The 20,575-nt window shown below is 69.4% G+C and carries 16 protein-coding genes and 2 pseudogenes; 10 read left to right on the forward strand and 8 right to left on the reverse strand.

The genetic code is table 11. The features are described 5' to 3' along the window. Window positions 1-81: 81 nt before the first annotated feature. Window positions 82-495: pseudogene (locus ACFY3C_RS32800) on the reverse strand (family 43 glycosylhydrolase); the annotation flags it as partial. 470 nt (window positions 496-965) lie between these two features. Between ACFY3C_RS32800 and ACFY3C_RS32805 the strand changes: the two are divergent. The 3 genes from ACFY3C_RS32805 to ACFY3C_RS32815 are packed head-to-tail and all read left to right on the forward strand — an operon-like array spanning window position 966 to window position 4,253. After that, complete coding sequence (locus ACFY3C_RS32805) at window positions 966-1,598, forward strand: toxin-antitoxin system, toxin component family protein (protein ID WP_390773352.1); 633 nt, start codon at window positions 966-968, stop codon at window positions 1,596-1,598. Beyond that, window positions 1,595-2,854: an MAB_1171c family putative transporter gene (locus ACFY3C_RS32810; protein ID WP_390773353.1), complete on the forward strand. Its 1,260-nt coding sequence runs from the start codon at window positions 1,595-1,597 to the stop codon at window positions 2,852-2,854. Before ACFY3C_RS32805 ends, ACFY3C_RS32810 begins: the two co-directional genes overlap by 4 nt. Continuing rightward, a complete protein-coding gene (locus tag ACFY3C_RS32815) occupies window positions 2,847-4,253 on the forward strand; it encodes an NAD(P)/FAD-dependent oxidoreductase (RefSeq protein WP_390773354.1) in 1,407 nt (468 codons plus the stop codon). The genes ACFY3C_RS32810 and ACFY3C_RS32815 overlap by 8 nt, the downstream gene beginning before the upstream one ends. Window positions 4,254-4,435: 182 nt before the next feature. Here ACFY3C_RS32815 and ACFY3C_RS32820 read toward each other — a convergent pair whose 3' ends face one another. After that, window positions 4,436-5,281: an SMP-30/gluconolactonase/LRE family protein gene (locus ACFY3C_RS32820; RefSeq protein WP_390773355.1), complete on the reverse strand. Its 846-nt coding sequence runs from the start codon at window positions 5,279-5,281 to the stop codon at window positions 4,436-4,438. After that, the gene (locus tag ACFY3C_RS32825; RefSeq protein ID WP_386572127.1) at window positions 5,278-6,051 is read right to left on the reverse strand and encodes an IclR family transcriptional regulator; all 774 of its coding nucleotides are present in this window, start codon (window positions 6,049-6,051) and stop codon (window positions 5,278-5,280) included. The genes ACFY3C_RS32820 and ACFY3C_RS32825 overlap by 4 nt, the downstream gene beginning before the upstream one ends. A 117-nt stretch (window positions 6,052-6,168) precedes the next feature. Here ACFY3C_RS32825 and ACFY3C_RS32830 point away from each other — a divergent pair, with 117 nt between their 5' ends. Beyond that, window positions 6,169-6,768 (forward strand): hypothetical protein, encoded by a 600-nt coding sequence (locus tag ACFY3C_RS32830; protein ID WP_390773356.1) that lies wholly within the window; start codon window positions 6,169-6,171, stop codon window positions 6,766-6,768. A 5-nt stretch (window positions 6,769-6,773) separates the two neighbouring features. Here the strand turns inward: ACFY3C_RS32830 and ACFY3C_RS32835 are convergent, their stop codons facing one another. Further along, complete coding sequence (locus tag ACFY3C_RS32835; RefSeq protein WP_390773357.1) at window positions 6,774-7,604, reverse strand: oxidoreductase; 831 nt, start codon at window positions 7,602-7,604, stop codon at window positions 6,774-6,776. Window positions 7,605-7,693: 89 nt separating this feature from the next. Here ACFY3C_RS32835 and ACFY3C_RS32840 point away from each other — a divergent pair, with 89 nt between their 5' ends. Further along, window positions 7,694-8,605 carry a LysR family transcriptional regulator gene (locus ACFY3C_RS32840; protein ID WP_390773358.1) on the forward strand — a complete coding sequence of 304 codons (912 nt, stop codon included), beginning with the start codon at window positions 7,694-7,696 and terminating at the stop codon, window positions 8,603-8,605. A 23-nt stretch (window positions 8,606-8,628) separates the two neighbouring features. Here the strand turns inward: ACFY3C_RS32840 and ACFY3C_RS32845 are convergent, their stop codons facing one another. Continuing rightward, window positions 8,629-9,507 carry a RimK family alpha-L-glutamate ligase gene (locus ACFY3C_RS32845; protein WP_390773359.1) on the reverse strand — a complete coding sequence of 293 codons (879 nt, stop codon included), beginning with the start codon at window positions 9,505-9,507 and terminating at the stop codon, window positions 8,629-8,631. A 138-nt stretch (window positions 9,508-9,645) separates the two neighbouring features. Between ACFY3C_RS32845 and ACFY3C_RS32850 the strand changes: the two genes are divergently transcribed. From ACFY3C_RS32850 to ACFY3C_RS32865, 4 genes are all read left to right on the forward strand, one after another. Beyond that, the gene (locus ACFY3C_RS32850; protein ID WP_390773360.1) at window positions 9,646-10,719 is read left to right on the forward strand and encodes a MerR family transcriptional regulator; all 1,074 of its coding nucleotides are present in this window, start codon (window positions 9,646-9,648) and stop codon (window positions 10,717-10,719) included. A 202-nt stretch (window positions 10,720-10,921) separates the two neighbouring features. Beyond that, window positions 10,922-11,470, forward strand: a complete 549-nt coding sequence (locus tag ACFY3C_RS32855; RefSeq protein ID WP_390773441.1) for a hypothetical protein — start codon at window positions 10,922-10,924, stop codon at window positions 11,468-11,470. Next, window positions 11,467-12,147 carry a hypothetical protein gene (locus ACFY3C_RS32860; protein ID WP_390773361.1) on the forward strand — a complete coding sequence of 227 codons (681 nt, stop codon included), beginning with the start codon at window positions 11,467-11,469 and terminating at the stop codon, window positions 12,145-12,147. The genes ACFY3C_RS32855 and ACFY3C_RS32860 overlap by 4 nt, the downstream gene beginning before the upstream one ends. After that, a complete protein-coding gene (locus tag ACFY3C_RS32865) occupies window positions 12,147-16,838 on the forward strand; it encodes a putative T7SS-secreted protein (RefSeq protein WP_390773362.1) in 4,692 nt (1,563 codons plus the stop codon). The genes ACFY3C_RS32860 and ACFY3C_RS32865 overlap by 1 nt, the downstream gene beginning before the upstream one ends. 898 nt (window positions 16,839-17,736) lie before the next feature. On the opposite strand, the pseudogene ACFY3C_RS32870 reads toward ACFY3C_RS32865, so the two are convergent. The 3 genes and pseudogenes from ACFY3C_RS32870 to ACFY3C_RS32880 all read right to left on the reverse strand — a co-directional run. Beyond that, window positions 17,737-18,288: pseudogene (locus ACFY3C_RS32870) on the reverse strand (hypothetical protein); the annotation flags it as partial. A gap of 94 nt (window positions 18,289-18,382) precedes the next feature. Next, window positions 18,383-19,021, reverse strand: a complete 639-nt coding sequence (locus tag ACFY3C_RS32875) for a group II intron reverse transcriptase/maturase (RefSeq protein WP_390773442.1) — start codon at window positions 19,019-19,021, stop codon at window positions 18,383-18,385. Window positions 19,022-19,086: 65 nt separating this feature from the next. Continuing rightward, the gene (locus tag ACFY3C_RS32880) at window positions 19,087-19,518 is read right to left on the reverse strand and encodes an ATP-binding protein (protein ID WP_390773363.1); all 432 of its coding nucleotides are present in this window, start codon (window positions 19,516-19,518) and stop codon (window positions 19,087-19,089) included. Between the two features lie 203 nt (window positions 19,519-19,721). Here ACFY3C_RS32880 and ACFY3C_RS32885 point away from each other — a divergent pair, with 203 nt between their 5' ends. Continuing rightward, on the forward strand, window positions 19,722-20,573 hold the full coding sequence (locus ACFY3C_RS32885; protein ID WP_386572114.1) for a helix-turn-helix domain-containing protein: 852 nt from the start codon (window positions 19,722-19,724) through the stop codon (window positions 20,571-20,573). Window positions 20,574-20,575 lie beyond the last annotated feature (2 nt).

Consider the following 20,575-nt stretch of genomic DNA (forward strand, 5'->3'; position numbering starts at 1 on the left):
GTGCGCCTTTCAGGGTGGGTGGCTGGTGATTCGTCGGCGAGTGCGGGTGCGTTGTGGCTGGTCGCGCAGTTCCCCGCGCCCCTAAAAGAACTTTGGCCAACCCTCTTTTGACCAGCCGAGCTTGTTCAGCCCCAGCTTCGGGGGGCCGTTGTCGGTTGCGTCGTAGTAGTGGTAGGCCAGCCATGTCTTGCCGTGGGTGCGGAACGTGGACTCGCCGCCGGGGCCGATGTAGCGGCCGTGGCCGGACAGGAGCAGGTCTCCGCCACCGTTGAGCATGGGGGTGCCGGTGCTGTCGACGTACGGGCCGGTGATCGATGTCGAGCGGCCCACTCTGATCTTGTAGGTCGAGTTCACGCCCGCGCAGCAGGCGTCGTACGACGCGAAGAGGTAGTAGTAGGCGCCGTGGTGGAGGATCGAGGCGCCCTCCACCGCGTAGGGGGCGTCCGGGCGGGTCGCCAGGTGGTGGACCGGGGCGTCGGGGAGGGCCTTGCCGTGGTCGGTCCAGGTGCCGGGGAGGCCGACCGCGACGTCCGGGTCGGCCCGGTGGAAGGCGTCCACCATCGCGACCATGTTGCCGCCGTCGCCGCCGCTGAAGAGGTTCCAGTAGCGCACCCGTGTGCGGGCACTGGAGGCGAGCGCGTCGGCTCCGCTGCCGAGGGCGGCGAAACCGAAGCTCGCGGCCACCGCCAACCCTCCGGCCGCCCCTAGAAGTTGCCTGCGACTCAGGCCAGGTTGTCCCATACCTTGCCCCCACCGTTCGGGATATCGAATACTGCCCGTAACTTCGAACGGGACCGTAGAATCGAAGCGCTTGCGCGTCAATGGGTTGGACGCGAGCTTTCGCTCGTCACGGGAGCGGAAGCAGTCGTTCCGCGTTGAACGACGGTCGTCCGATCACCTGACGCGGACACATCCAGGCGCGTACGCTCGGACGAACCGCACACCGGCAGTGAGAAGGGGGACCGATGACCATCGCGGGTGCGCGGCAGCGGGCGGCGCGGCTGGCCGCATGGCTGTACGGCTCCCGCCCGGGCCCGGCGATGCGCACCCTGGCCGCCGACCTCGCCACCGCCCTCCGCACGCGACCACAACCACCCGACGGCGTCCGCGAGTTGTGCCAGGCGCTGTGCGAGGAGATGACCGTACGGCGAGCCGGACGGCCGGTGGAGCTGCGCTTCGAGCGCTTCCCGGACGAGATCGAGGTCACCGGCCTGTGGGTGGAGTTCCAGGACTTCGACCTGGTCATCGTGGAGGAGCGGGCCGAGGCCGTGCAGCAACTGGTCATCCTCGGACACGAGCTGTGGCATCTGCACACCGGGCACCGGCACCACCACCTGGCCGGGGCCGCGGCGGCCCGCGCACTCGCGGGCGAGCCCCGCTGGCGCGACATGGCCCTGACGGTGGCCGCCCGCAACGGCTCCCGCGAGGTGGACGAGGCCGAGGCCGACGACTTCGGCCACCGCTTGGCCACGCTGTTCCGGCCCTACCTCACCGGTCCCGGCCCGGGCACGCCCCTCGACCCGGTCCAGCGCTCTCTCGGCTACCGCGGACGCGACCAGGCGAACCGAGCGACGAAAAAAGGCGGAGCCGCGCGGTGACCCTGCTGGCACTCGACCCCTCGGACTTCCTCAGCGAGTTCTACATCTCCTTCTGGATCCCCACCGCGGTGCTCACCGCGGCCCTGGTGATCAAGCTGCCCACGATCATCCGGCTGTGGCGGGACCCGCTGCTGCGCGCGGTCGGCGGACTGCTGCTGCTCGCCTGCGGGGTGTTCGTGTTCTGCACCCCGTCCACGATCGCCGCCGTCAACCGGTTCACCGGCGTCCCCAACATCTCGGCGCCCTGGTGCTATTCGCTGATCACCGCGTTCTGCGGATCCTGTCTGCTGCTGATCATCACCTGGCGCAACGGCCTGTCCGACCGCTCGGCCGCCACCCGGCGCGCGATGCGTTGGGTCGTCTCGGTCTACTCCGGGGTGGTCGTCGCGCTGTGGGTGCTGTTCCTGCTCGCCGACGCGCCCGTGGAGCGGCTGCGGGACCTCGACACGTACTACGCCACCACCCCGTTCATGCGCGAGGAGATCCTGCTCTACCTCGTCGCGCACGCCGTGGCCTGCCTGATCACCTCCAAGCTGATCTGGAACTGGGTGCGCACCGAGGGCCTGGACGCGTGGCTGCGCTGGGGACTGAAGCTGCTGGGGGCCGGCTACGTACTGAACCTGATCTTCGACGCGAGCAAGCTGATCGCCGTCGTCGCGCGCTGGTTCGGGCAGGACCTGGACTGGCTGAGCACCAACCTCGCCCCGCCGGTCGCCGCCCTGTCCGCCATCCTGATCGCCGTCGGCTTCATCCTGCCGCACGCCGGCCAGTACCTGCACGATCGCTGGCGGGTCCGGCTCGCCCACCGCGAACTGCGGCCGCTGTACCAGCTGATGCGGTCCACGAGCGGGGAGGGCGTGCCGTTCGTGCTGCGGGCCACGCCCGAGCTGCGGCTGACCCGGCGCGAGACGTTCATCCGGGACGTGCTGCTGCCGCTGGCCCGGCACATCGACACCGGCCTGAACAGGCGGTCGTACGACGCCGCGCTCGACCTCGGGCATCCGCCGGCCCGGGCCCGGGCGCTGGCGGCCGCGGTGAGCATCCTCGACGCGACCGAGGCGAAGGCCCGTGACCCCGAGCCGCCCTGGGGGTCCCCCCAGGACCTTGAGGCACTGGGGGAGGCCGCCGGGCCCGACACCACCAGCCTGCTCCAGGAGATCGCGGCCGTCTCCCGGGCCCTGCGCCGTCCCGACGACATCGAGGCGGTCCGCGCGCGTGCGACCGCCCCAGCAGAGAGCGTTGCCGTACATGACTGAACGCAAGCCCGTCGCCGTCGTGCTCGGCGGCTCTCTCGCCGGCCTGCTCGCGGCCCGCGCCCTGGCCTCGACCGGCGCCCGGGTGACCGTGGTCGAGCGGGACGCGCTGCCCGCGGGGCCCGAGCCGCGCAAGGGGCTGCCGCAGGCCCGGCACGTGCACCAGCTGTGGTCGGGCGGGGCGCGGGCGCTGGAGCAGCTGCTGCCCGGGGCGATCGGGCGGCTGCGGGCGGCCGGGGTGAGCCGGGTGCCGATGACCACGGACATGGTGGCCCTGTCGCCGCACGGCTGGTACCGGCGGTGGGCCGAGTCGGCGTTCATGCTGCCGGCCAGCCGGGACCTGCTGGACTGGGTGGTACGGCAACTCGTACTGGCCGACGGGGACATCGAGCTGGTGGAGCGGGCAGAGGCGGTCGCCCTCACGGGCACGGACGCGGCGGTGACCGGGGTACGGATCCGGGCCCACAACGACGCCGAGCGCACCCTGTCGGCCGACCTCGTCGTGGACGCCACCGGCCGTGGCTCCCGGGCCGCCCACTGGCTGACCGAGCTGGGGCTGCCCGGGCCGGAGCGGCGGGAGGTCGACTCCGGACTGGTGTACGCCAGCCGGTTGTTCCGGGCGCCCGAGCAGGCGGCGCGGGACGGCTTCCCGATCGTCAACATCGAACCCGATCCGCGGAGCGCGGGGACCGGGCGCGGGGGCGCGCTGATGCCGGTCGAGGACGGCAAGTGGATCGTCACGCTGTTCGGCGGCCGCGGCGACGAAATGCCCACGACCGCGGACGACTTCGCCCGGTACGCCCGCGAGGAGCTTCGCCATCCGATCATCGGCGAGCTGCTGGCGAACGCGGAGCCGCTGACCGAGGTGGCGCTGACCCGGACGACCGCGAACCGGCGCTACTTCTTCGAGCGGATGCCGGTGTGGCCCGAGAGCTTCGTGGTGCTCGGGGATGCGGTGTGTGCGCTGAATCCCTTGTACGGCCACGGGATGGCGGTGTCGGCCCAGTCGGCCCTCGCGTTGCGGGACGTGATCCGCCGTCAGGGCCTGCGTTCCCTGGACACCCCCGGCCTGTCCCGTCACATCCAGAAGGCGGTGGGGCGGACGGTTCGGGCGGCCTGGGACCTGGCCATCGGGGCGGATGTCTTCTACCCCGGCGCGACCGAGACGGGCCCCACTCTCCGGGACCGCCTCCTGTCCGCCTACGTCGAGCGCCTCCTGCACACCGCGACGGGCAACGGCCGCATTGCCCGCCGGGTGACGGACGTGACGGCGCTGCAGCGGGGCGCGGAGTCTTTGCTGACCCCGAGCATGCTGATCGCTGCGGCGGTGGGGCCGCTGAAGCCGCCACTGACTGGACCTCCGCTAACTGTGGAGGAGCGGAAGGCTGCGGGGGTTTCGTAGGCTGCGGGCCGGTGGGAGCTGGTCGCGCAGTTCCCCGCGCCCCTGGGGAGTTGCAGCACCGTCAGCCTGAATGGTCCCGCGTAGCTGCGGGCAGTCGTGCCGCTGGGGCGGCACGGGTGGGCGCAGCGGCACCCCGCCCGCGCGGGCAAGCGAAACCCACCCCCGCCCAGCCCCAGTACCGCTCAGCCGGCGAACGCAGGTTGCGGCAACCCCTTGCCCACACCGGGTACCACCAGCACCGAGCCCGACATCGGATGCGGTGCCGACAATCCCGTACGAGCCGTCGTGATGTACAGGTCGGTCAGGTCCGGGCCACCGAACGTGCAGGCCGTCGTACGCGGAGTAGGCAAGGTGAGCACACGGTCCAAGCCGCCGGACGGCGTGTAGCGGCGGACCGCTCCCCCGTCCCACAGCGCCACCCACACACAGCCCTCCGCGTCGACCGTCAGGCCGTCGGGGAAGCCGGCGCCCTGCTCGATCTCGACCAGCGTGCGCCGGTTGCGGATGCCCTCGGTGTCGTGGTCGAAGACGTCCACGCGCCGGGTGGGGGTGTCGGCGTAGTACATGAGGCGGCCGTCGGGGCTCCAGCCGATGCCGTTGCTGACGGTGACGTCGGGGAGGGCGAGCCGTATGTCCCCGTCGCCGGTGAGGCGGGTCAGCGTGCCGCCCCCCGTCGCCTCGTCGTAGCGCATCGTGCCCGCCCAGAGGGACCCGTCGGGAGCTACGGCCGCGTCGTTCGCGCGGCGGCCGGGGACGGGCTCGTGGTGAAGCCAGCGGAAGGTGTCGTCGGGGTCGAGCAGCCCGACACCGTCGCGCAGGTTCAGGGCCAGGCCGCCGCCCGCGCGGGGCTTTGCCGCGCCGACGTGCTGCTGAGTCGTACGGATCGTGCGGCGGCCGGAGGAGGGGTCGTAGGTGTGGACGCGCATGCCCAGGACGTCGACCCAGATGAGGCGGCCCGTTGCCGGGTCCCAGGTCGGGCCCTCGCCGAGCGCCGCCTCCGCCCGCACGGCGACCTCGTACGACGTCATGCCACGCTCCGGTGGCCGAGCCGCTCCGACAGCTCCGCCGCGCCCTTCACGACCAGCTGCTCCAGCTCGGCCCGCCGCTCGTCGCTCCAGCGGATCATGGGGACCGAGATGGAGAGGGCGGCGACCACGTGGCCCGCGCGGTCGCGCACGGGGGCGGCCACGCACGACACGTCCGGGTTGGACTCACGGCTCTCCACCGCGATGCCCCGCTGCCGGATCTCCGCAAGGGCCTCGCGCAGCGCGGCCGGATCGGTGATGCTGTTGGGCGTCATCGCGGCCAGCTCGGCGTCGTCCGGGATCCGCGCCGCCAGCTCCTGCTCCGGCAGCGAGGCCAGCAGCATCTTGCCGACGGAGGTGCAGTGGGCGGGCAGCCGGCGGCCGGCGGCCGAGACCATGCGCACGGCGTGCGTGGAGTCGACCTTGGCGATGTAGATGACGTCGGTGCCCTCGAGTATGGCCACATGGACCGTCTCGTCGCAGGTCTCCGCGACCGAGCGGGCCACCTGCTGGCCCTCGGCCGCGAGGTCGAGCTGCTCGGCGTAGCGGCTGCCGAGCTGGTACGGGCGTACGCCGAGCCGGTACCGTCCGGGCTGACCCGGTACCTGCACGATGTACGAGCGTGCGGCGAGCGTGGTGACCAGCTCGTGCACGGTGGTGCGCGGCAGCTGCAGCTTGCGCACGATGTCGGGGGCGGAGAGCGTCCCGTCCCCGTCCAGGAACAGCTCAAGAATGTCGAGAGCCCGGGTCACGGCAGGCACGAGGCGTCCCACGTCCGGCCCCCTCCCTTGGGTCTAAGCGTCTGTGTTCGAGATTTCAACAGACGATCGGCATGACGAACACAGGCTAGTCATCGCGGGGTGCGCGGGCAATGGGCGGGAGTCCTCGGGATGCGAAGCCCGGAGCCGGGCACCATGGGTGCCATGCAACTCGACTTCCAGCTGGTGCTGCTGCGCCGCATGGCGGACCACAACCCGGACCTGGTCGAGGACGCCCGGCGCACGCTCGGCGCGTCGATCGCGGACATGCGGGAGACCAACAAGCGGTGGCAGGCGATGGTCCGGTCACCGAGGTCGCGGTCAGCGGCCGCCCGCTACCGCTCCGTCCTCGGCGAGCCCGCCGCCGTCGTCCGGCGCCGCCTCGGCGACGTCGACTGCGAGGCCCGGCAGTGGGCGCTGCCCCTCTGGCCCGGTCTGCGCTTCGAGGTGCTGGTCTCCCCCGACGGCGCGGTCTGGAACGAGTGGCTGGTGCGCGCGCCCGGCGCCCCGGCGCCGAGGCTGGAGACCCTGGACGACCTGGCCCCGTGGTCCTGCACGGTGGACGAGGCCGCCCGCGCCTTCGCCCCGGCCCGCCCGCTGGAGGGCACGGCCCCCAGCCGCTGGGGGCTGGCCTTCACCGCCCCGGACCGGGACGGCGTACGGCACGAGGTCGTCGCCGAGTTCACCTGGGGGCTGCTGCAGCGGACGGCGGTCGGCTGCGTGGCCGGCTGATCCGGTCAGTCGTCGAAGGTGGTCGCCCTCGCGGCCTTCTCCCAGGCGGTGACGTCCGCGCGAACCTGGACGAGGTGGTCCAGGACGGCATCCACTCCGTCGTCGCCGAGCGGCAACCGCAGCGGGGTCTGCTCCGCGTCCAGCGCGGCCAGGATGACCGCCGCCGCCTTCGTCGGGTCACCGGGTTGCGTACCGTCACCGCCCTCGACGAACCCGCGGGTCTCGCTCACCTTGGCGTACACCCCGCTGTCCGCACTGACACCGGCCCGGCCGGTGCCGAACAGCGAAGTCCGGAAGGCACCCGGCTCCACGATCAGCACCTTGATACCGAACTCCCGCACCTCGTCCGCGAGCGCCTCGGACATGCCCTCCAGCGCGAACTTCGTCCCGCTGTACGCGCCGAAGCCCGCGAAGGACATCTGCCCGCCCATGCTGCTCATCTGCACGATCGCGCCCGAGCGCCGCTCCCGCATGTGCGGCAGCACCGCCCGCACCAGGGCCACGGGGCCGAAGAAGTGCAGGTCGAACAGGTCCCGCAGCTCCTGGTCCGTGGTCTCCTCGACGGCGCCGACGTGGGTGCGCCCCGCGTTGTTCACCAGCACGTCGATCCGTCCGTGCCGGGCCACCACGTCCCGTACAGCCTCCTCGATCGCGGCCGCGTCGGTGACGTCCAGGCGCAGCGCCTCCACCTGGTCGGGGTGCGCGGCCACGAGGTCGTCCAGCGCCTCGGGGCGCCGGGCCGCGCCCACCACGACGTCACCGGCGGCGACGGCCGCCTCCGTGATCGCCCGCCCGAAACCGCTGCTCGCACCGGTCACCAGCCATACCTTGTTCACGGCAACTCCCCGTAGCTCCTGCTGTTTCCTGACACGAACCAGCCTGCTGCCGGATGCCGTTGCCCGTCCAAGACCCACGGTGATAGCCAATGGTTATGACGATGGACGTCCATGCCCGGGATCTGCGCTACTTCGTCGCGGTCGCCGAGGAGCTGCACTTCACGCGCGCGGCCGAGAGGCTGTACGTGTCACAGCCCGCGCTCAGCAAGCAGATCCGGGCGCTGGAGCGCCAGTTGGGGGCCGATCTGCTGCAGCGCGATCAGCACGGGGTGGCGCTGACGGCCGCGGGCGAGGCGCTGCTGCCGCATGCCCGGCGGGTGCTGGCCGCGTGGGAGGAGGGCGCGGCCGCGGTGGAGGCGGCCAAGGCGGCGCAGCGCAGCACGCTCGTGGTGGGCATGAGCACCAGTCCCGGCCGGGGCGGGCTGCTGCCGGCCATCCGCTCCCGTTTCACCGCCGCGCACCCCGAGGCCACCGCCCGGCTGCGCCAGGTGAGCTGGGAGGACCCGACGGCGGGCCTCGCGGACGGCAGCGCGGACGTCGCCTTCGTGTGGCTGCCGCTGCCCGACGAGGAGCGCTACGCCTGGACGGTGCTGGCCGAGGAGCCCCGCCTGGTCGCCCTTCCCGACACCCACCCGCTCGCGGCCCGTGCCGAGATCGACTTCGCGGACCTGCTCGACGAGCCGTTCCTCGCCCTGCCGAAGACCGCGGGCCCGCTGCGCGACTACTGGCTCGCCCTGGACGCCCGAGCCGGCCGCCCGCCGCGCATCGGCGCGGAGATCGCCGGGGCAGAGGAGACGTACGAGGCACTGGTGGCCGGCCTCGGCGTCTGCCTGCTCGCCGAGGGCAACGCCCCGCTGATCACCCTGGGCGGCGTCACCACCCGCCCGATCCGCGGCATCGACCCCAGCCGCTACGCCCTGGCGTGGCGCCGCGAGGACGAGGGACGGCCCCTGGTCCGCGCGTACGCCGAGGCCTGCCGGGCCACGGCCGGGTCAGCCTAGGGGGCTGATGGGCCGGACAGGCCCTAGTCCTCTGCGGCCGCCGCCAGGATGACCTCCGTGACGCGCGGCAGCGAGGCCGGGTGCAGGAACAGGAACAGGTTGGGCTCGACCAGCTCCAGTTCCATCACTCGTGGCTGCCCGTCCTCCCCGTCCACGAGGTCCACGCGTGCGTACAGCAGGCCCGGTGCGCCGCCGGGTACGGTCGTCAACGCCTTCTCGGCCACGGCGAGTTCGGCGTCCGTGGGCTGCCAGGGCTGCAGGTCGGGGTGGGCGACCTTGTCGGCGTCGTAGGGGGTCCCGGAGGAGAGGACTGCGCCCTTGCGGCTGGCGTGCAGCAGGGCGCCGCCGAAGAACTGCAGCGCCCGCTCCCCGCTGACGTCGATGTCGCGCACGTACGGCTGCACCATCGCGGTGAAGCCCTCCGCGTGCATCCGCGCCAGCTGTCGTACGGCCGTCTCGTGCTCGGCGGGGGTGTAGCGGGCGGCGAACCGGGCGCCCGCGCCGGAGGTCGGCTTGATCACGTACTCGTGGTCGGCGGGCAGGTCGGCGGGCTCGCCGGGAGCGAGGTAGCGCGTGGGCACGGTCGGCACACCGGCCGCCGCCAGCTCGCCGAGGTAGCGCTTGTCGGAGTTCCAGCGCACCACTGCGGGCGGATTGGCCAGGCGCGTCACGGCGCCGACCCGCTCCACCCAGGCCCCGAACTCCTCGGCGCGCCAGCTGTAGTCCCAGGTCGACCGGATGACGACGAGATCGTAGGCGCCCCAGTCGGCATCCGGGTCGTCCCAGTGCCGGGCCTCCGCCTCGGCCCCGGCGTCCGTCAGCGCCCGCACCAGCACCGGCAGGTCGCGGTCCTTGGTCGGCTCGGCTCCGGGGTCGTAGGTGGCGAGCGCTATTCGGGGCACGGCGGGCTCCCTGTCGTACGACGGTTCGATCCGCTGTGAGGCTAACAACCGCCGCAGGAACCACGACAGCGCATTTGACCTTCACCTTTGGTGAAGCCCCAGCATCGGTGGCGGACGACGAGGAGCGCGAGGAGCCTCATGGAATTGCTGACGATCGGTGCCTTCGCCAGGGCCAGCCGGCTGTCGCCGAAGGCACTGCGGCTGTACGACGAGCTGGAGTTGCTGCGGCCCGCCCGGGTCGACCCCGGCACCGGATACCGGTACTACGCCGTCGAGCAGCTCGGGCAGGCCCGGCTCGTGGCCTGGCTGCGGCGGCTGGGTATGCCGCTGGCCGAGATCCGCGCCGTGTGCGCGCTGGACGCGCCGGACGCCGCGGCGGAGATCCGGGCGTACTGGGCGCGGGTCGAGGCGGAGACGGCCGTACGGCGGGATCTCGCCGCGTTCCTCGTCGACCAGCTGACCGGTGAGTCGAGAAGGGATCACACCACCATGCTGGAACTGCGTTATTCCGCCCACTCCGATCGTGGGCAGGTCCGCCCGGCCAACCAGGACACGGTGTACGCGGGCCGCAGGCTGCTCGCCGTGGCCGACGGGTTCGGGCCGGCGGGGGCACCGGCGAGCAGCGCGGCCGTGGAGGCGCTGAGGTTTCTGGACGAGGGAGAGGAGATCGCGGCCGGCAGCGTGCTGAACCTGCTGGAGGACGCGGTACGGGGGGCCAGCGAGGCCGTCCATGACCTCGCGGAGGGCGGCGAGGAGAACGGCACCACGCTGACCGCGCTGCTGTGGACCGGGTCGAAGCTGGCCCTGGTCCACATCGGGGACTCGCGGGCGTATCTGCTGCGGGACGGCGAGCTGTTCCGGATCACCCACGACCACAGCGTGGTTCAGTCCCTGATCGACGAGGGGCGCCTGACGATGGAGGAGGCCGCGAGTCATCCGCAGCGTGCTCTGCTGCTGAAGGCCCTCGGCGGCGGCATGGCCCCGGTTCCGGACCTGCGGCTGCACGAGGCTCGGGTCGGTGATCGCTATCTGCTGTGCTCCGACGGGCTGACCGGGGTCGTCCCGGACGAGCGGATCAAGGAGCTGCTCGCGTGTGAGGGTGCGGGGCAGTTGCTGGTTGACGAGGCCAATGCGGCGGGGGGTCCTGACAACGTGAGCTGTGTTGTCGCCGACGTCGTTCTGCCCACCCACCCACCCGTATCCGTCGGGTAGAAGTGAGGCTAGTCTCTCGGCTTGAGGACGCCCCGGCCCCGGCCTGGGTCCGGGCGTCGTCGTGCATGCGTCTCCGACTATGCGTTTCCGTCGACGTATGCGTGCCTCCGCTGACAGACACATTCGGCCAAAGGCCTTTCACCTTGCCGAGTACCGCGTTGTGTTCGGCAACGTACCGATGTGATGATCCCGGACATGATTGATCACGGGGGGTGGCGCCGACTCGTCGGGGCCGATACGCAGGTCACGGCTGGCGGAGTACGCGGAGCCGGCGGACGCGGATGCATCCAGTGGGATTCCTGCTCCTGTGCCGGACACACCGTTCGCCGCCGCTCCCCCGTCGCCGACCACCACACCTGCTCCCTCCGAGACGGACGCCATAGCGCGCAGGCGCCGCGAGTTCGCTGCTGTGCTGGGCGAGTTCCGCCGTACGGCAGTGCTGCTCCCTGTCGATGCGGACGAGGCCCCACTGACCGCCGACTACGGCGGCATCCGCTGGATCCTGGCCTTCTCGAACGAGTCGGCGCTGGCCCGGTTCGCGATCGCGAGGGGTGAAGGGGAGCGGGAGTGGGCGTACCAGCGGGTGCTGGGCGCCAGGTTGCTGGATGCGGGGGTTCCGGCCGTCGGGGTGCCGTGCGGGGTGGCTCTTGATGCGGCCAGTGGGGCTGAGGGTGTGCTGTTCCCGCCGGTGGCGGGGATCGTGCCGGACGCGGCAGCCGTCGACGTGAGGACTGAGGAGGCACGGCAGTGAGCGGGGGCAAGGGCGGCAAGGACATCAGGGCTGCCGGGCTGGACGAGATAGCGAAGGGCATCACCCAGACGCTCGCCGAGCTGAAGGAGCTGGGCGTCGACAGCCTGGCGGGCGCAGGCCGGGGCTTCTCGAACCTGGAGCTGTCCGGGCTCCAGCTGGGCCACGAGAACCTCACCTCGAAGTTCAAGTCCTTCTGCGAGCGTTGGGAGTGGAGTGTGCGTGCCCTGGTGGTGGAGGGCAACACCTTCGCGGAAAACGTGGGTCTGTCAGCGGGCACGCTGCACGAGACGGACCAGTACGTCGGCGGCGCGCTGAAGGTCGGCTACAACTCGCTGGTGGGCAACCCGTACGCGTCCGAGGACGACGTCGAGAAGATGAGCTGGGACCAGCTGCGCCGGAGCAGCGCCGACGGCCTGACCCACCCCGTCTACAGCGAGAAGTCCTTCGCCGAGGCGTGGCAGCACAGCAAGCAGAGCCTCAAGGACGCCGGGCGCGACGCGATGACCGGATCGCTGGGGCTGCCGCCGGGCGTGACCATGGACGACATCAACCGGGCGACCGGAAACAGCGACGACTACAACCGCATGCTCGACGACACGTGGGGCCCGTCCCCCGAGGAACGTGCGCGGGCCGCTGAGCAGCAACAGAACCAGCAGCAGAACGGGGGTGCCGGCTGATGGGGCTCGGTGACGTGACCAACGACCTCATCAGCGGTGCCGGGCACATCGTCGACTCCGGCAAGAAGTTCGTCGGTGAGGGCATCGACAAAGGCACCGACCTCGTCGGCGAGGGCCTGGACAAGGCCGGTGCCCACGGCTGGGCGGACAAGGTCGAAAACTGGGGCGATGGGGCCGCGTCCGCCCTGGGCGCCACTCCGGGCGAGAAGCAGCTCGGCGAGAGTGACGACCCGAAGGACCTGGTCCACGGCAACGCAGCGGACATCCAGGCCACCGCCAAACACCTGAAGGACTTCCACAAGGCCTTCGACAATGTCGGCGAGGGCATGCGGAAGCTGGACTCCTCGCAGTGGCAGGGCGAGGCGGCCGAAGCGTTCCGCAAGAAGTTCGCGATGCACCCGGTGAAATGGCTGCACGCGGCGGACGCCTGCTCCAAGGCCGCCGCAGCCCTGGAGACATACGCGGAGACAGTCACCTGGGCACAGAAGCAGGCCAAAGACGCGATCGACCTGTACAAGGCAGGCAAGGAGACGTCAGAAAACGCGAAGGCGGCGTACGAAAAGCGGTCCAACGCCTACAAGGCCGCTGTCGCTTCGGGTGACAAGGACCCCGGCCCGGCCCCCGGCGATTTCGATGACCCCGGTACCGCAGACCTCAAACGGGCCGACGAGATCCTGAACGAGGCCCGCAAACAACGCAACCACGCAGCCGACACCGCCACCAAGGCCGTCGACACGGCCCTCGCGCACGCCCCTGCCGAACCGCCTCCGCTGACCCAGTTCAAGGTGGACGCGGCCGATGGCTTCGACGCCTTCAACACGGAGGCCGTCCACTTCGGGGGCGGCGTCATCAAGGCGGGCACGGGTCTGGTGAGCACGGCCCTCAACGCCAACCCACTGAGCCCGTACAACCTGACCCACCCTGCCGAGGCCCTCCAGCACCAGGCGATGACCCTGGCCGGTCTCGTCTCCGGCGTCGCGCATCCGGAACAGGTGCTGAAGCAGAACCTGGGCGACTTCATCAAGGATCCGTCCGAGTTCGGGGGACGGTTCACTGCCGAAGCGCTTCTGACCGGCGGACTGGGGGTGGAGGCGAACGGGGTGAAGGCCGCGGCGAGGGAGGCGCGCGCGGCAGAGGACGCGGCGAAGGCGGCGGCGAAACGCGAGGGACAGGCGGGGGCCGAGACCGGAGGCGAGAACACCGCTCGGGACAAGGTGAACGAGCACCCGGACGAATCCTCGCGCCAGGAGCACTGCGTAGAGGAATGCGGCGACCCGGTCGACGTGGCCTCCGGCAAGATGTTCCTGCCGCAGACCGACGTCATCCTGCCCGGGGTGCTGCCCCTGCTCCTCAAGCGACGCGCGGAGTCCGGCTACCGACTGGGCCGCTGGTTCGGCCCCTCCTGGTCCTCCACCCTGGACCAACGTCTGGAGATCGACACCGAGGGAGTCGTCTTCGTCACGGAGGACGGCCTGCTCCTGGCGTACCCTCACCCGGCTCCCGGCCTGCCCACCCTCCCCAGCCACGGCCCCCGCTGGCCCCTGGACCGCGTGGACGACGGCTACACGATCACGGACCCGCAGACACACCGCATCTGGCACTTCGCCGACCGAAGCAAAAGCCTGGCTGTGCTGGAGCAGATAGACGACCGCAACGGCAACTGGATCACCTTCGAGTACGACGCGGAGGGCACCCCGCTGGCAGTGGCCTCCAGCAGCGGCCAAGGCGTCCACATCACGACGGATTCCGGCCGAATAGCGGCCCTCCACCTGGTCACCACCGGCGAGGAGCTGAAGCGCTACGGCTACACGGACGGCAACCTCACCGAGGTCATCAACTCCTCCGGCCTGCCGCTCCGCTTCACCTACGACGAAGCCTGCCGAATCACCTCATGGACGGACACGAACGACCGCAGCTATGCCTACGAGTACGACGACAAGGACCGGTGCATAGCCCAGGGTGGCCCCGCAGGCCACATGACCATGCGTCTGTCCTACGACGAGCCCGACCCGACGACCGGTCTGCGGACCACGACGGCCACGACAGGCGAGAGTCACAGCTGGCGCTACTTGATCAATGACGCCCTACAGGTGGTAGCCGAGACCGACCCGCTCGGCGCAACGACTCGATACAGCCGCGACCGCTACAACCGTCTGCTCTCCGAGACGGACCCGCTGGGCCACACGACGACCTTCCGCTATGACGACGAGGGCAACCTGACGTCGGTCGTACGCCCGGACGGGCGCGAGGCGAAAGCGGAGTACAACGACCTCGGCCTACCAGTGAAGTTGGTCAATCCAGACGGCACAGTCGTGCGCCAGGCGTACGACGAACGCGGCAACCGCACCTCGATCACGGACCCGGCGGGCCAGACGACCCGCTTCACCTACACGGAGGCGGGCCACCTGACTTCCGTGACCGACCCACTCGGCAACACCACGACCGCGATCTGCGACCGCTCCGGCCTTCCTCTGGTGGTGACGAACCCGCTCGGCGCGACCACCCGCTACGAGCGGGATGCCTTCGGCCGCACAACCGCGATCACGGATCCCACTGGTGCCGCCTCCCACCTGTCGTGGACCCTCGAGGGCCACCTGGCTCGCCGCACAGCCCCAGACGGCACAACGGAGACCTGGACGTATGACGGCGAGGGCAACTGCACCAGCCACACCGACCCCATAGGGGGTGTCTCCCGCTTCGAGTACACCCACTTTGACCTGCTGACGGCACGCACGGGCCCGGATGGCGTCCGCTACGAGTTCGACCACGACAGCGAACTGCGCCTGACGAAGGTCACCAACCCACAGGGCCTGACCTGGAAGTACAAGTACGACGCGGCAGGCCGCCTGGCGACGGAAACGGACTTCGACGACCGCACCCTGACGTACACGTACGACCACGCAGGTCGCCTCACCTCGCGCAGAAACGTTCTCGGCGAGGTGGTGTCCTTCGATCGCAACGAACTCGGCCAGGTGACCCTCAAGAACGCGTCCGGCCAGATCACGACCTACGCCTACGACTTCACGGACCAGCTGGCGCAGGCAACAGGCCCCGACGGCACCACCCTCACCCTCCTCCGCGACCGCTACGGCCGCCTGCACTCGGAGACGGTCAACGGCCGCACGGTGAGCTACACGTACGACGTGCTGGGCCGCCGCACCGGGCGCACGACCCCCACCGGGGCTACGACAACCTGGTCATACGACGCTGTGGGCCACCGCACCGGCATGGTGGTCTCGGGCCGCGCCATCGACTTCACGTACGACGAGGCAGGCCGCGAACTGACACGCCGGGTCGGCGAGATGGTCACCCTTGAGCACGACTTCGACGCTCTGGGGCGCCTGACAACACAGTCCGTCACCGGCGCCGAGCACCGCACGGTGCAGCACCGGACGTACACCTACCGCGCCGACGGCAACGTCATCGGCATCGACGATCAGCTCTCCGGCTCCCGCCGCTTCGACCTCGACGCGGCGGGCAGGGTGACCGCCGTGCACGCCGCCGGGTGGACGGAGCGCTACGCCTACGACGAGGCTGGTAACCAGACCCAGGCCGCCTGGCCGACCGATCACCCAGGGCAGGAGGCAATCGGCCCCCGCACCTACACAGGCACGCGCATCACCCGAGCGGGCAACGTCCGCTACGAACACGACGCCCTGGGCCGCATCACCCTCCGCCAGAAGACCCGCCTGTCCCACAAGCCGGATACCTGGCGCTACGAATGGGACGCCGAGGACCGCCTGACGTCGGTGGTGACCCCCGACGGCACGCGCTGGCGCTACACCTACGACCCCCTGGGCCGCCGCACGGCAAAGCTTCGCCTAGGAGCGGACAGCGAAACGGTCGCAGAGCGGGTGGACTTCACCTGGGATGGCTCCACCCTCTGCGAACAGACCACGACGTCCGCAGACCTCCCCAACCCGGTCACCCTCACCTGGGACCACCAGGGCCTGCGCCCCCTGGCCCAAACGGAACGCATCACCGCGACCGACGCACACCAGAACGAGATCGACTCCCGCTTCTTCGCCATAATTACCGACCTCGTCGGCACACCCAGCGAACTCATCGACGAGCAGGGCGACATTGCTTGGCGCACCCGCAGCACGCTGTGGGGAACGACGGCGTGGGCGGCGAACAGTACGGCGTACACACCCCTACGCTTTTCGGGGCAGTACTACGATCCCGAAACCGGCCTCCACTACAACTACTTTCGCCAGTACGACCCCGAAACCGCCCGATACCTGACCCCGGACCCCCTCGGACTCACGCCCGCACCCAATCCCGCCACCTACGTCCACAATCCACATACCTGGAGCGACCCTCTCGGATTGGCACCTGGTTGCGGAACGGTCTGGGAGGACATTAAACCGACTCAGCCGAACTACCCACTGACGGAGCTTCCGAAGTCCTTCGAGATGCAGGCAGGAGATAAACGGGTATGGGTTCACGCGAACGCAACTAAGCACATGAACGAATACCTCCAGGGAAGGATAACAGAAAGGGCGAACCCAGAACAGGTACGACTCGCCACCCAAGTCCAACTCAGGAGCCTTCAACAGGCAGTAATCGAAGCCACGAAGGATGGAATACCAATGGGTAAGATGGTCGAGGTTGGAGACTGGGAGCTAAAGTTCAATCAGCGCCCAGTCGACCCCCTCCCTGCACTGGTGCACGCACTCTACAAAGGGTGAGGTATTTTCGTTGATCAAAGCAATCGGAAAGCGGGACTGTACAGCAGTCGAGGTGCAGACCGATCCCTTTATTCCACTGACCGTAACCTGGGGACGGGGGAGCGGACTGCAGCCACTGTACTGGCGAATCACAGGCGATTCCGGTGGTGAAATTGAAATCAAAGTAGACCCCCAGCAACGGTCTTTGCTGGAGCTCATCATTATCGACGAGCCTCCCGCATGGGCTGGGGAGGAGGGGCCTGAAACGCGATGCAAATCCGAACCAGGAATCCCCACCTTCGACTGTTCGCCATGGGGGATTAACGCCACCCCCGATTACGTCGAATTCAAAACCAGAATCATTAGATCAGTCGAAAGTGTGAAAATCCATAAGGGAGAGGCCGCCATTCATCTCCTATTCTCCCCGAAGAGTGCGACGCGCGTTCTGGAGTGCGGGGAAACCCAAGTCCATCTGGCCGAAGATGGATCCCTTACTGCAATACTTATCCACTTGGCGCCACGAAATCCGATGAGCCAATAAGCGCACCCCGCTCGCGAAAAATGAGCGCGAGAACTGGGCAGCCGTGCAGTTGCCGAACCCACCCGACGAGCCGGCCGCCGCCACCCACGGACCAGCACCCGCTGTGCCCACCCGGCATGCCGCCACAGGGCGGCCGCGCCCCTCAGTCAACGTCATGAACGCAGCCGACCCCAGAGGCCAACAGGGCCAAGCCGCCCAGTTTCCCCCCGGCCGCCCGCTCGCTTCTTCCCCATGCTGGAGCGAGCCGTGTCAAGGGTCAGCCGCCAGGCCGATCACGGAAGGCGACGCGGACGCGCAGCGGGAGCGCCCTTGACTCGGCTCGCGGAGGCACGCACTGGCCAAGAAGCGGGCGGCCCACCCCAACCCCGCTCACTCACTGGTCCGCAGAGCGGAGGCCAGGCACTCCAGTATGGCCGGAGCCTGCGGGCCACGTCCGTGTGTCATCGCCGAGAGCACCGCAAGGGGGACGTCCCGCTCCGCCTGCCGCTCACTCGTGATCACCGGCACGTTGTCCGGGCCCAGCACCAGCAGCCGTACCGTCAGCGAGTGCCAGTCACGGAAACCGAGCCGGATCGGGCGTGACGCCCACTTGGCCGTGGCACTGCTCTGCGTGATCACGATCAGCACCGGCTCACAGCGGTACTTCTCGTACAGGTAGGACAGGTAGTACGGCCAGCAGCCCCGCTTGCGGTCGTCCACCTTCCCTCGTGACTCGACCACCAGGAGATACGTGCCCTCGTCCGTCTCCGCCCGCAACAACGTGTCCACCCGACGCTCGACAGGCTCGATCTCCGTCAAGTCCACGTTCAGCGCCGCGATCTCCCGGGGCTCGGGGAACGGCACGTCCAACACTCGCTGTAACGCCCGAGTCAGCAACGCCGGGTCCTTCTGGAAGATACGGTGCAGCGCCTCATGCGACGAACCCACCATCACGCCGCCCCCAGCGTGAGGTGGGCCGCCGGGCGAGGTGGCAGCAGAGCTGCCCCTTTTCCCAGCGGCCTCCTCCCGAACCCGTCGTGCGACGTTAATCGCAACGGGCTCTCCAGTGACTGCCGTGAGCTGCGGTTTCGCGTCCAGCGTGGATGCCGTCGTGGCAGGTTGAGCAGACTACGAGTGTCTTGCGTCGTTTCCTGGCCATGAGGGCTGCCCAGTTGGGTTGTTCCTGCCCAAGCCGGTCGAGGTCTGCGAGCTTGCGGATCTGGTGGACCTGGATCTTTTCGGTCTGTACGCATAGTTCGCAGAAGCCTGCCAGCAGCCACCTGGTCAACTCACGCCGACGAGGGGGACTGTGGGCAGGGTCGCGGTCTTTCAGGACTGCGGACTTCTGCCGTTTGAGTGGAATACCACCGAACTGTGCGATCAGCGGTTTCCTGCTCGGGGCGCGGGTGATGCCGGCCTGGAGACACTTGCGAGGCCCGGCCGGGGTGTCGATGGTGACCTTGTACTTGCGGGCCATCTTCGACATGGTCGAGCGATGCTTGTTCGCCAGGGAGCACAGCAGCGAGGACTGCATGACCCAGTCCAACCGGCTCAGTCGGAAGACGTCACCGGCGAGCAGGTAGTACTGAACGATTCCGCGGTACCTGGCGCCATAGATGCTGACGATGGTGTAGTCGTCGTAGTTGAGCATCGAGGTCTGCCGCGCGGATTTTCCGCGTTTCAGGTCCTCTGCCTTTCGACTTCAGGTAAGTCATTCGACCCAGGGATATCCTCCAAATCCCTCCCGGCTCAGCCGGGGATACATTCAGACGCCTCCAGGGCGCACTCGCACCACACGAACTTCCCCCGGTTCCCGAACCTGGCCGACGGCTGCCAGCCCCAGTAGTCCGCGCAGGCCCGGACCAAGCCCAGCCCTCGCCCCTCCTCCAGCTCACCCACCTGCTCCAACGGCCGTGGCGGATCCGGCGGCTCGGGGTCCGTGTCCCACGCCCCGATCCACACCACCCCCTGCGCCGTTCGGCGAACCCTGAGGGCAGCCGGCCCCTTCGTGTGCCGTACGGCGTTCGAGACCAGCTCCGTCGCGAGCAGCTCCGCTGTGTCCACGAGCCCGATCAGGCTGTGCATGGTCAGGATCAGGCGCAGGGTGCGGCGGCAGATCGTGACGGCTCTGGGGTCGTTGGGGATGTAGAGGGTGTAGTCCCAGGACTCGGTTTCGGGCATGCGTCAACTCCGTTCAGAGGGAGGGGGGTTTAGCGCGCGGTGGCATTGCCGCAGCCGTCACGGCAGGACGGAGCAGCGCACTTCCGCTGCGTACGCGTCTCATCACTGAAGGTAGAGCAAAAATTTTTCCTCACGCAAGCAGGTCGCGTAATCTGACCCCGAACGTGGCACGTCAGCAGAGTGGTTGAAGGCCGGGAGGGCACATGGCGCCGAGAAGCCAACCCACGGCACGGCAGGTGCGCCTGGGCACCGAGCTGCGCAGGCTGCGAGAGGCGGCCGGCCTGAAGGCGCGCGAGGTGGCGGGCCTGCTCAGTTCCACCTCGGCCCAGATGAGTCAGGTGGAAGCGGGGCTCGCCGGTGTCAGCGAGGAGCGGGTACGACGTCTCGCCGCCCACTATGCCTGCGCCGACGAGACGTTGATCGACGCCCTGGTCGCAATGGTCACTGACCGCACGCAGGGCTGGTGGGAAGAGTACCGAGGAGTGCTCCCGCCGGTTTTCCTGGATGTCGCCGAGACCGAGCACCACGGCACGTTCCTGCGCGAGGTGGTCACCAGCCACGTGCCCGGACTGCTCCAGACCCCGGACTACGCCCGCGCCGTCTTCGGCTACATGGTCCCGGAGCTGCCCGACAGCGAACTGAAGCCCCGAGTCGAGCATCGGATGAGACGCAGGACTGTACTGGAGCGTGACGTTCCCATCCCCTACGAGACGATCGTCCACGAGGCAGGGCTGCGCATCCTGGTGTCGGATCGCCGTACCGCTCGCGCACAACTCCTGGAAGTTTTGGGCGCGATCGAATGCGAACAGGCCACGGTGCGCGTCATCCCGCTGGCGAGCGAGGGATTCGCCGGGGCAGGGATCGAGATGATGTACGTGGGCGGCCCACTTCCCCAGCTGGATACGGTGCTGCGCGACGCTCCGCACGGCACCGCCTTCATCGATGCCGATTCTCAGCTGGCGCGCTTCCGGGCCCTGCTCCATAAGGTGGGGAAGGCAGCACTACAGCCCGTGGAGTCACGGGACTTCATCCACCGTATGGCGAAGGAACTGTGAGG

Origin of the sequence: Streptomyces sp. NPDC001410 (assembly GCF_042895235.1) — a bacterium.
Taxonomy (GTDB): Bacteria; Actinomycetota; Actinomycetes; order Streptomycetales; family Streptomycetaceae; genus Streptomyces.

What these genes read in the sequence shown, in the direction of transcription:
- ACFY3C_RS32880 (WP_390773363.1), bottom strand. Translation starts at nt 19,518, where the DNA reads ATGCCCGAAACCGAGTCCTGGGACTACACCCTCTACATCCCCAACGAC.
- ACFY3C_RS32815 (WP_390773354.1), top strand. Translation starts at nt 2,847, where the DNA reads ATGACTGAACGCAAGCCCGTCGCCGTCGTGCTCGGCGGCTCTCTCGCC.
- ACFY3C_RS32885 (WP_386572114.1), top strand. Translation starts at nt 19,722, where the DNA reads ATGGCGCCGAGAAGCCAACCCACGGCACGGCAGGTGCGCCTGGGCACC.
- ACFY3C_RS32850 (WP_390773360.1), top strand. Translation starts at nt 9,646, where the DNA reads ATGGAATTGCTGACGATCGGTGCCTTCGCCAGGGCCAGCCGGCTGTCG.
- ACFY3C_RS32805 (WP_390773352.1), top strand. Translation starts at nt 966, where the DNA reads ATGACCATCGCGGGTGCGCGGCAGCGGGCGGCGCGGCTGGCCGCATGG.
- ACFY3C_RS32830 (WP_390773356.1), top strand. Translation starts at nt 6,169, where the DNA reads ATGCGAAGCCCGGAGCCGGGCACCATGGGTGCCATGCAACTCGACTTC.
- ACFY3C_RS32840 (WP_390773358.1), top strand. Translation starts at nt 7,694, where the DNA reads ATGGTTATGACGATGGACGTCCATGCCCGGGATCTGCGCTACTTCGTC.
- ACFY3C_RS32865 (WP_390773362.1), top strand. Translation starts at nt 12,147, where the DNA reads ATGGGGCTCGGTGACGTGACCAACGACCTCATCAGCGGTGCCGGGCAC.
- ACFY3C_RS32820 (WP_390773355.1), bottom strand. Translation starts at nt 5,281, where the DNA reads ATGACGTCGTACGAGGTCGCCGTGCGGGCGGAGGCGGCGCTCGGCGAG.